This is a genomic window from Nocardia jinanensis, assembly GCF_014645735.1.
GTDB classification, from domain to species: Bacteria; Actinomycetota; Actinomycetes; order Mycobacteriales; family Mycobacteriaceae; genus Nocardia; species Nocardia jinanensis.
The window spans coordinates 1-10,182 of record NZ_BMMH01000048.1; the positions used below are offsets into that span (position 1 = coordinate 1).

The 10,182-nt window shown below is 62.3% G+C and carries 9 protein-coding genes; 6 read left to right on the forward strand and 3 right to left on the reverse strand.

Translation table 11 applies throughout. From position 1 onward, the window contains the following. Window positions 1–681: 681 nt before the first annotated feature. The 3 genes from IEY68_RS35595 to IEY68_RS35605 all read right to left on the reverse strand — a co-directional run bounded on the left by IEY68_RS35595 (window position 682) and on the right by IEY68_RS35605 (window position 2,542). Window positions 682–1,011, reverse strand: a complete 330-nt coding sequence (locus IEY68_RS35595; RefSeq protein WP_058854615.1) for a helix-turn-helix domain-containing protein — start codon at window positions 1,009–1,011, stop codon at window positions 682–684. Window positions 1,012–1,366: 355 nt separating this feature from the next. Further along, window positions 1,367–1,735, reverse strand: coding sequence for an antibiotic biosynthesis monooxygenase family protein (locus IEY68_RS35600; protein WP_063000867.1), 369 nt, complete (start codon window positions 1,733–1,735; stop codon window positions 1,367–1,369). A 348-nt stretch (window positions 1,736–2,083) separates the two neighbouring features. Further along, complete coding sequence (locus tag IEY68_RS35605; RefSeq protein WP_189094722.1) at window positions 2,084–2,542, reverse strand: MarR family winged helix-turn-helix transcriptional regulator; 459 nt, start codon at window positions 2,540–2,542, stop codon at window positions 2,084–2,086. Window positions 2,543–2,555: 13 nt separating this feature from the next. Here IEY68_RS35605 and IEY68_RS35610 point away from each other — a divergent pair, with 13 nt between their 5' ends. The 6 genes from IEY68_RS35610 (at window position 2,556) to IEY68_RS35635 (ending at window position 9,625) form a co-directional block, all read left to right on the forward strand. After that, window positions 2,556–2,924, forward strand: coding sequence for an antibiotic biosynthesis monooxygenase family protein (locus tag IEY68_RS35610; protein ID WP_063916471.1), 369 nt, complete (start codon window positions 2,556–2,558; stop codon window positions 2,922–2,924). Between the two features lie 807 nt (window positions 2,925–3,731). Further along, on the forward strand, window positions 3,732–4,184 hold the full coding sequence (locus IEY68_RS35615; RefSeq protein WP_199804925.1) for an anthrone oxygenase family protein: 453 nt from the start codon (window positions 3,732–3,734) through the stop codon (window positions 4,182–4,184). A gap of 232 nt (window positions 4,185–4,416) precedes the next feature. Then, on the forward strand, window positions 4,417–5,778 hold the full coding sequence (locus IEY68_RS35620) for an FAD-binding oxidoreductase (RefSeq protein ID WP_082681304.1): 1,362 nt from the start codon (window positions 4,417–4,419) through the stop codon (window positions 5,776–5,778). 87 nt (window positions 5,779–5,865) lie between these two features. Then, window positions 5,866–6,684 carry a hypothetical protein gene (locus tag IEY68_RS35625; RefSeq protein WP_229719238.1) on the forward strand — a complete coding sequence of 273 codons (819 nt, stop codon included), beginning with the start codon at window positions 5,866–5,868 and terminating at the stop codon, window positions 6,682–6,684. A 376-nt stretch (window positions 6,685–7,060) separates the two neighbouring features. Beyond that, window positions 7,061–7,912 (forward strand): NAD(P)H-binding protein, encoded by an 852-nt coding sequence (locus tag IEY68_RS35630; RefSeq protein WP_058854620.1) that lies wholly within the window; start codon window positions 7,061–7,063, stop codon window positions 7,910–7,912. Window positions 7,913–8,908: 996 nt separating this feature from the next. Then, window positions 8,909–9,625, forward strand: a complete 717-nt coding sequence (locus IEY68_RS35635) for a class I SAM-dependent methyltransferase (RefSeq protein ID WP_058854621.1) — start codon at window positions 8,909–8,911, stop codon at window positions 9,623–9,625. Window positions 9,626–10,182 lie beyond the last annotated feature (557 nt).

Below are 10,182 nucleotides of genomic sequence, written 5' to 3' on the forward strand. Positions count from 1 at the left end.
GGCCATCACCACGATCGCGCGGCGGGTCCTGATCGGTTGCTTGCTCGTTTTGGTGATCTTCTGCAACCGGTGCCCTTCCTCCGGGGTCACCTCCCGCACGAATACTTCTGGTTTACGGGCCATCGACACCACCTCCACCGGCAGCATCGCCGTCGGCGGCCAGACGATCAAACCGACACCCGGATTACAGCCGCAACCTATCTGGACGAGGCACTAGCGCCCAGCTTGATCCCCATCTGCCTGGCGATCCCTTTGACCCCATCGACTGGTGCCTGAACTTGGGCTCTGAGCTCAGCTTTGGTGGTGGCCGGAATATTCTTGCCCAGGCTGCTGCTCAGAAACTGCTCGCCATCGTTTCGGAGGTACCGGACGTCTTCGTACGCAACCCAGAGCGCGTGTTTTCGTCGATCTTTCTGCCCTTCTGGCGCGAGTATTCACACCGTTCTCGCGCTGGCGAACAATGCAGCGCGGGCAAGGGTGTACTGAGCCATAGGCCTGGGCCCCGCATTGATGAGGCTCTGGTTCAACAGGTCCAGGTGGTCGGTCGCTGTGAGGTTCGGCCTGCCTCCAGGTTCGACCGACCGCTACGACGACCGGCGGCGGGCACCACCTCCCGCACGGCTACAATCAGCGCCTCGTGGCGCACGTGATTTCTCGTCCACGCACAGGACGACAGCCCGCTCAGGCGGGTTGTGGTACAGGCCGACGACATCCACTACTGTTCTCCACGAACAGTGGATCGGTCGACAGTTCGAACCCGTCGACCAGATGCGGTTTCAGCTCGAACCGCCGCCAGATCCGCCCGATCGTCGATCTCGACAGCCCGGTCCGTCCGGCCGTCGACGACCGCGACCAATGCGTAGCATCACGCGGAGTCTGCTCCAGGGGCAACGCCAGTACCTGTTCCACCCGGTCCAACAGTATCGACGGCGGCCGCGTCGGCCGGGGTTCGTCGGCCAGTGCGGGCAGCCCGTGTTCGATAAAGCGTTTCCGCCACTTCGCCACGGTCATCGGCGGACACCAAGCAGTGTCGCCACCTGCGTGTTCGCCGCGCCCGGCTCCGCGCACGCCAGCGCGATCCGGCACCGCTACGCATACGCCTGCGTCGATGTCGCCGCCCGCGCACCCCGCACCAACTCCTGACGCTGCGCCCCGGTCACCACCAACTCCGGACCCGACCTCGGGCGCCCAGTCCTCACCACCGCCGAATCCTACGATTGACCAACGTATTTCAGGCGCGGAACACTAGACCGGCACCTGCCCGAAGTTAGCCGAGAAGACGGAGGTAGTGCCCTACTTCCTTGTGGCCCTTCCCGGCGGCACGTTTGTGCTGGTTGCTCCGTTCGGCTTCTGCGCACGGTATCTGTCAGGGGAGTAGATCCCCGGGCGCGGCATCGATGACGGTTCGGTAGACCATCGGGAGTGCGGTGACATCGAGCGCGGGGTCATCGTTCATCCGCTGGATCGATTGCTTCCATTCCGGGTTGGTTCTAGCGGCGTCGAGCGCGGTTCCGCTCTCCCACTCCGCTACGTTGATGAACGTCAGCTCGGCATTCTCGTTGACAGCTTGGAGCATCCGTGCGCGGATGAACCCGGCTGCCATTGTCATGCACCGCGCGTTGTCCTTCCAGCGGCTCAAGAAGCGGTTCTTCTGTGTCATCGGAACCGAGAAGGCGTTGACGAGAGTGACCGGCCGGTCCGTGGCGGCTTTGGTGTGTCCAACAGGAAATGTCATAATGTCATTATAAGTGACAATCAGGTCACATCGCTAGTGATTGGTGTGTGCGCTGGTCGACGGTCGGTCGACCCTTGTGTCGACCATCGCATGAGACCGCCCGCAGCCCTAGCTCTTCCTCCGCCGGCGGGGTGGGCTCCTTATGGCGGTATGCCCAGTAGGCGGGCTGCTGCCCCGGTTTGGAAGTTCGGCCGCCCGCCGGCTGGTTGGCCGCGGCGAATCTCGTTCGCGGTCATTTCGGTTCGTGGCTGCCCGGCGTTAATTGCGCTTCGCTTGGAGTCGATCGCGTGCAACAACTCTCCGGGATGAGGGGCGTCGCCGGCGTTGCAGGCCGGGTGTACGCCTGGGTCAATCCAGCACGAGCGGACAAGTGGCGCAATTGGCAGATGAGGTGAGCGCGTTCGGCGTCGTCGAGGGGTGAAAATATTCCTCGATGGATTGGGCCTGAGTCTGGGCGATGTCGAGCACCCGGTGGGCTCCGTCTGTCAAATGCGCTACATGGGCACGACGGTCGTATGGGTGAGGGCTGCGTCGGACGAGCCCGAGTTCCGCCAGCTCGTTGACGAGTCCGACCATGGTGTGGCGGTGAACGTGCAACAGGTCGGCGAGCCGCTGCTGGCTCCGCCCATCGGCAGCGACGAGATAGCCGAGGATTCCGAAGGGTACCGGGGCGAGCCGAAGAGGGTGAGGCCGGCGGTGAATCTGCGTGAGACGTGGTGGACGATCTGGAGAGCAGGAAGGCGGCGCGGTCGTCAAGTGGCCGATTCCACGTGCCACATAGGTAGCAACCCACATCGCGATTGTCATATAAGGTGACAATATGACCACTCCTTTTGGCCTTACTCCTGCCGCCACTCGGCAGCCCGTGACCTTCATCAATGTCTTCTCGGTGCCGACCCCCCAACGGGACCGGTTCATGGCCCACTGGAAGCGAACTGCCGAGTGCATGATGGCGGCGCCAGGATTCCTTCGTGTTCGAATGTTTCAGGTGATGAGCGCTCCGACTGAGCTGACCTATGTCATGGTGGGCGAGTGGGAGAGCGGGACTGCGCTGGATGAGGCACGGAAGAATGTTGAGTGGCAGCAAGCGCTACAGGGGATGAACGACGATCCCGAACTGGACTTGACCGCTCGGCCCATGATCTGCACGACGGTATTCGACGAGGGGCCTGCGGGGGTCCACATCTGAACCGGTTCGCGATAGTCGAGTTCATGGTCGCGCGACTCGCTTCGTGTGGCGTCCGCCCGCGAGAATCTAAATCGTTCCGGGTTGTTCCACTCGGGATGTGCATTCCGCCCATGGTCGCCTGCCGCGTTCGGGTACGTTCGACTGGACCGCTGATGGCCCGTTCGGTGCAACGGCCCTCCCTGAAATTGGACTGCCTGTCGGACGACAGTGTGAGCAAAGGGCGCCCGGCGCGCTGCACGGCGGGGTGGGTTCGCGACCTTCTCTGTGTATCTGTCGCGGGTTGTGCACCATTGCCCAATTGCTGTTGCCCTCGACGCTCGAGGCATCATCGACTGCACGATGGGGTGCCGCAGTACGGCGGGCACCCGATGGTCGAGCCGGACCGGGCTCGATCCGGCTCGGCATCGGCAGTCGAACGTGAATGGGCCCCTATCGGTTCGTTCCCGCCACGGCGATCGGAGCCGGGGAAGCTGATCGCCGACTCGCCGGCTGATGCGCGCTGACCACCTTGAAACGATGTTTGATTCCCGAGATTGCGCCCCGGCCGGTCGTTGAGATGGCCTGTGGCGCCGAGGGAGTGGTCGTGGCGAGCGGGCATGCATCCATTGGGTACCCGCCCAGATGTCTTGCGTCCTCTACCTGACGTCTCACTCGAACGAACTCGGCGGCACTACAGGCTACGTCGTATAATATTAAAACCGTACTATATTGTCTCTGTATTAGAACCGATCTTGCTAGGGGTAGATGGTGATGGTTGTTGAGCAGGTATCCAGACGTAGGCGGACCGGAGTGGCTCTCGGGTATGCAGTGCTCTCGAGCCTGATGTTGGCCGGGATCTTCGCCGGCTTCTTGGTGGCTGTCCTCGTGCTGGAGCTTTCCATGCGCAGCGCCGACGGCTCGGTGTATACCCAGGTGCGGAAGATCGAACTCGTTGGGCTCGATGCGCTTGCGAGCGTGACCTTGCTGCCTGCTATTGCGACGACGGCCGTCGTCGTCTTCGGACGGTGGTTGCGGCGGGGTGCTGCCCGTTGGCTGCCGGCTGCCGCGCTGGTGCTTCTGGCAGGCGTTCTGGTTTTGTCCATGCTCGTCAACCTTCCGATCAATACCGATCAGCAAGCGTGGACCGTTGCATCGCCGCCCGCTGATTGGGCCAGCGTCCGCGATCAATGGCAACTGGCGCATGTTGTTCGCGTCGTGCTGGCGACAATTGCCTTCGGTGCTCTCGGCCTGGCGGCGATCGAACGCCGTCACGACGGCTGACCATTCCGCAACGCCAGGTGCCTGATCCGGGGTCGACACGGCAGGGTTGCGTCCCGAGCGTGATCGGGAATCGCCGGCGCGATCGGGCCATGAGGACAGCTCGGCAGTATCACCGCAATACACGAGTGTGAATAGAGGTACATGAATGCCCATACGAGGCGTAACGAATTCCCCGAACTTCGATATCGACAGGCGTCGCTTCCTGGCGCTGGGTGGGGGACTCGCTACATCCATGGCGCTGGCCGCGTGTTCGAACGATGGCGCCACCATGCGTGCTGAAGCCAGGGCTGGTGGTGATCTGCGCTCTGCAATCCAGGGGCCAGTGCTGTTGCCGGGAGATACCGGGTTCGACCAGGCGCGGCTTCCGTTCAATCTCGCTGTCGACCAATCCGTGGCCGCCGTTGCCGAAGTGGCCGATGCTGCCGACGCCGCGGCACTTGTGCGGTTCGCCCGTCGCACCCGGGCCACGATATCTGTCCAGCCCAGTGGCCATGGCGCCTCCGGCGAGGTCGAGGACACGATTCTGGTGCGTACGAAGCGGCTCGATGAGGTGCGGGTCGATCCTGTTGCCCGCTCGGCCCGAGTCGGTGCGGGTGTCTCATGGGGGCGACTGCAGGAAGCCGTCGCGCCGCACGGTCTGACGGGGCTTGCGGGTAGCTCACCGGTTGTCGGTGTGGTCGGTTATATGCTGGGCGGCGGACTGAGTTGGTTCGGCCGCAAACACGGGTGGGCTGCCGACAGCATCACCGCTTTCGAGGTGATCGACGCCAACGGCGATTTGGCCAGAGTGACCGCCGACTCCGATGCCGACCTGTTCTGGGCGTTGCGTGGTGGTGGAGGCGACTTCGCTCTCGTGACGGCAGTCGAACTCGATCTCTATCCTGCACCGGCGCTCTATGGCGGGCGAATGCTGTGGCCTGTCGACCGGGCCCCGCGGGTGTTGGAAGCCTTCCGAACGATCACCGCCTCGGCCGTCGACGAGCTGAGTGTCTGGTTGAACTTACTCGACCCTCCCGGCCCCCGGCCGCCGCTAGTCGGTGTCGACATCGCCTACTTGGGCGAGGCGGCCGTAGGTGACGCGTTGCTGAGAGAGTTCGATTCCATCGGGGGCCGCATCTCCGATAACAGGCGGCCTCTGCCGATGACAGAACTGGGCACCATCGCCGCCGAGCCGACCAAGCCTGGTCGGTCGCAGGGACATACGCAATTGTTGGCCCGTCTAGATGGCGACACCGCTGAGGAACTGCTGGCAAGGCCGATCGATCCGCTACTGATCGTGCAGATACGTCATCTGGGCGGAGCATTTGCCGGTCCGTCCGATACCCCGGCCGGTGCGATCGCAGAACCCTATCAGATCACCTTCCAGGGCCTCCCGACAGCGCCGGAAGCCGCAGCGGCGATCCGGACTCGCGTACAGGACTTCAGGACGGCGCTGGACGCGCGTCTCAGCAACCGCACACCCTTCACCTTCTTGGCACCTGGCCAGTCGGCCGCCGATGCCTTCACTCCCGGTGCACTCACCCGTCTCCGCGACATAAAACGCCGCGTGGATCCGGATCACATATTCCGCAGCAACTACTCCGTCCTCGCATAACTTCAAAACGACCATTCTTCCCAGGAGATAAAGGAAATTCCTATGACACGGCGTAAGCGATCAGCTATCTTCCGCGGACTACTGACGATGGTTACGTTCGGCCTTGCCGCATCGACGGCATCGGTAATCACCGAACCCGGCGTCGCTTCGGCGGTGCCATCGGATGTCGCCGACCGCTATCTCGGCACCTGGAACTACGACCAGCCCGCCGGCGATACGAATGTTGCGATGATAAACCTTTTCGGTCTGCCGGTACGGATCCCGCAGATCGGCAACATTACCTTCGAACGCGACGGTGGCGGTGTGATCGGCCGGACAGACCAGGGATGCACCTGGCGTTTCACGGTCCTGCCCGACCGGCTCGAACTGGCATCTCGCGACCAGTACTGCTTCAACAAGGTGATCGGTTCGGGCTACAACATCGATACCTGGCGGGTGACCGTCGACGGCAACGGTCATATGCAGGAAACATTACATGCCACCAGTTACAACTCGGGGGTGGAATTCAGCTTCGGGCTGGCCGACGGCCGCCGAACGAAGACCGGAACCGAGGACCAGGCCGAGACGATGCGGCGATTCGAGGGTCGATGGACCTATGATCATCCTGACCCGGTGAAACTCACCAACATCCTTACAGCACCACCGATTACTCAAACCGGATCGGTGACCTTCACCCCTGGCGGCGGCGGAATCATCGTGGCCCACACCGATGACGGCTGCGACTGGACTCTGCACGCAGACGGCAATACCGCTGTTCTGCACCCATCTATCCAACAGTGCGGCGGCGAAACCAAAACTTTCTGGACGATTGCTGCCGAAAACGGACGTCAGTCCTCGGTCATGGCCGGCACCGACGCCGGCGGAACCCCCTACGTTCTGAATATCGGGTCACTCACCAGAAATTGACTCAGTTTGCGAGGGATCGCCACGAATGCGGCTGTTCTCGATCTTGGCCCATCGCGGCGGCTGGACCTATTGGCGACCATCCAGTGGAGCGGCCGGACGCTTGTAGTCCTCATCCACAGATGATGGAGGACCGGGCGGCGATGAGGTCGGCACCGGGCGCCCGGTTGTACTTCTCTCCACGCGTCTCTCGTTGTCCGTTGGCTGGACCAAGGTGCCGGCGGGTGCGCAATCGGCCGGATGACCGACGCGAACGCGGGCATCGGTCGCCATCCGGTCGACAGCTTCACGAGGTCATTCGGTCAATTGTAAACATTCGGCAGGGGAACGCCGCACTTGCCTTCCCGGATTTCGCCGACAACCGAACCAGGAGAACATCATGATTCTGATTACCGGAGCCACCGGTACGGTAGGGCGACCGCTCGTCGGAATGCTCGACCATGCAGGCGTCGGCGTGCGTGCTGTTACCCGAGATATGACATCCGCTCGATTCCCCGCCGCTGTCGAGGTGATCCAAGCTGAACCATCGGAACCTGAGACTTTGCGTGATGCTCTGGTCGGCGTCACAGCGATATTCGTCAATCCGCGGGCGGTTGGCGCGGCAGGGGTTGAGTTGATCGCCCTCGCCCGGGAGCAGGGGGTGAAGCGGATGGTGACAATGTCGGCACTAAACGTCGAGTTCGATGTCGAACGACAACCGTCCCGTCTGCGCGGGGAATACAATAAAGAAGTCGAGTTTGCGGTGGTGGAATCCGGCCTCGAGTGGGTGGCATTGCGGTCGGGTGCGTACGCTGACAATGCGATTGCCATGTGGGCGGGGCAAATCCGGGCTGGTGAGGTCGTCCGCGGTGCGTATCCGAATTCTACCTGGGCACCGATTCACGAACACGATATCGCCGCCGTCGGCGCGCACGCTCTGCTCACCGACGGTCTCCTCGGTCGACGACCGGTGCTCACCGGACCGCACTCGCTGACCCAGCCGAACATGGTAACCGCGATCGGCGCGGCGATCGGCCGAAGTCTGAGATTCGAAGAGATCTCGCCCGACGCTGCTACCCAAGCGATGATCCGTGCCGGCATACCGACGCCGCTTGCCGAAGGTTTCCTTACGATGCAGGCCGAGTCATACGGGCAACGAGGCTTGGTCTCCAACGAGGTCGAAGAGATTCTTCGTCGCCCGGCGCGTACCTTTGCCGAGTGGGCCGTCGATCACGTGGACTCGTTCCGTTGATCGGACATTATCGTCGATGGAATTCGCTGACATTAGTGTCTTCAGGCCGGTGGGGTCGATGATCCGATATGTCGTCGGCGTGAATCCTATTCCAGCTGAGCGTTTTTCAGCCGCTGTTGTCCTAGTCGAACCGTGAAGTCATCTGTTGCGACGCGTCCACGGTGCAGCGTGTACGCCTGCGGTCAGTATCTTGTCGATGTCTGCCGAGCCACCGGCTCCGTACCCATAACGTCGATCGTCTGTAGCCGCGTGCCGTGCTCGTCGAACAGCCGTCCGCGGTCTTACCATTCCGATGCACCCGCCTTCGAACCCATCGGAGGTGCCTTGAGCGGGGGGCGCGTTTGCCGCCCGCGTTTCATACCCGACCGCGCCGCTCGTCCGGTCGGCTCCAGTTTGAAGACCGCGATTCTGTCGGCCGCGGCCGCGACGGCATCAGGGGTCGGTGCATCAGCCAGCCCGTTCGTGACGAAGCGGTTCGCAACGGAGCGAGAACTTGTCCGGATTAGTTGACGCAGCAGAGGCGGGCGCTCTCCGATCGGAACTTCGACCAGCCGGGCAGTCGACGCCTGCCGGCCCCTCCGCAAGGTCACATGTTCGCCGGCCTGTTCCGCTGCTGCGCGCGTTTGCGACCCATGCCGCTCTGGCGTACGCCTGGAAGATGTAGCGCCCGTCGTTTACCGCTATCACGGCTATGGGGAAGGTGCGCGGCTGCCCACTATGGCGCCCCGCAACCGTGAGCAGCTGCACAGGCCCGATGGCAACGCATCTACCAAAGTGCGGTTCCGGTCATCGACGACGTTGGGCGGCGGCACCGAGTCGCCTGGACCGGCGTTGCGCTGAATAGCGGCAGGAGCTCAGGCCTATCCGGTAGATAGCGGGTGGCCACCTCGACTGATCGACGCGCGGTGACGTGCATGGAACGTGCGGACTTGATCTGAAAGTTAGGAAATTGGACTCGGTCGTAGACGACGGCCGTTGTGAGAAGGGACGGGATTGATGGTGGATAACAAGGAAGCAGCGGAGAATGAGTCGGCGCGAGTAGATTTCGACCTCGTCTACAAAGGCGAGGTAGCCGTCGACGGTATGGCCTTCGAACGGATACCTTGGGACATCGGCAGGCCGCAATCGTTGCTCATGGCGTTCGAGGAGGCCGGATGTATCACCGGCCAGGTGCTCGACGTCGGTTGCGGACCAGGCGATACCGCCACGTATTTGGCTGAGCTGGGATACCAGGTGACCGGTCTCGACATCGCGGCTTCCGCCGTCGCACAGGCCCGCCACCGAGCGGACGAGCGGGGAGTACCGCTGACTTTCGACACTGCCGACGCAACCGCCCTGCACGGTTACGATGGCCAATTCGACACGGTCGTCAGCAGTCAGCTCTATCATTGTTTGGACCCTGTGCAGCGCAAGGCGCATGTGGCGGCATTGGTCCGGGTACTCAAACCTGGCGGCCGATTGATTCAATTCTCCGCCGATCTCGACGATCGTATCGAGACAAACGGACTATATCCAATTTCGGAGGAGGAACTGCGCACGACGTTCGCGGCACCGGACTGGTCTATCATCGGGCTGCAGCCCGGTCATATGGAGGGATTCAAGCCACCTGAGCCGTTGCTGAACCGGTTTGCGCAACACGACTTCTACCCGGAGTTTACTGAGGAAGGGCTGATGCTCATGCCCATCTTGGCACTCGAAGCACAGCGAATCTGAAGAATCAGTCAACACGGCCGAGTGCGCCGAACAGACCGAACAACACATTCGAATCGGCACCAACTGTGCGTCGCCGGTTGTTTTTCGTATCTCATAGCCTGTTTTGGGTCTGCCGCCGCTGGTGCGGCGGCAGACCCAAAACACGGACCCGGAAGTTGTCCGGCGTGTCGGCTCTAGGCAGGGATGGATGCTGTCGATACGACCACGATTGACGATCCGCTACGAACGCCACGGCCGTCTCTTCGCAGCATTTCTGCAACTCGCTGCCGGTCTCACCTGCTACAAGAGACTTGCCACATAAGACACCCTCTTAACCTTTGGTTGCTGTTTATTGATTTTCTGGGGGTCCTGGCTCGGCGGTGCGGAAGGGTTTCGGTGCAGGCATCCGGATCACCAGGCTCCCGGTGCCCGGCTTCGATCAGGTTGCCCGATCACGGTGCGCAACTGCTCAGCGATGATGGGTGGCAGCCTCGGCACCGGGTGCCAACCGCACCGCATCCAAGGGGCGCCGTCCAGGAACTACATTCCTTTCCGGGGCGGCGACCACCGAGTGCGGC

Coding starts and splice junctions, on each gene's coding strand:
- IEY68_RS35625 (WP_229719238.1), top strand. CDS start 5,866: ATGGTTACGTTCGGCCTTGCCGCATCGACGGCATCGGTAATCACCGAA.
- IEY68_RS35635 (WP_058854621.1), top strand. CDS start 8,909: ATGGTGGATAACAAGGAAGCAGCGGAGAATGAGTCGGCGCGAGTAGAT.
- IEY68_RS35630 (WP_058854620.1), top strand. CDS start 7,061: ATGATTCTGATTACCGGAGCCACCGGTACGGTAGGGCGACCGCTCGTC.
- IEY68_RS35595 (WP_058854615.1), bottom strand. CDS start 1,011: ATGACCGTGGCGAAGTGGCGGAAACGCTTTATCGAACACGGGCTGCCC.
- IEY68_RS35605 (WP_189094722.1), bottom strand. CDS start 2,542: ATGACAATCGCGATGTGGGTTGCTACCTATGTGGCACGTGGAATCGGC.
- IEY68_RS35600 (WP_063000867.1), bottom strand. CDS start 1,735: ATGACATTTCCTGTTGGACACACCAAAGCCGCCACGGACCGGCCGGTC.
- IEY68_RS35620 (WP_082681304.1), top strand. CDS start 4,417: ATGGCGCTGGCCGCGTGTTCGAACGATGGCGCCACCATGCGTGCTGAA.
- IEY68_RS35610 (WP_063916471.1), top strand. CDS start 2,556: ATGACCACTCCTTTTGGCCTTACTCCTGCCGCCACTCGGCAGCCCGTG.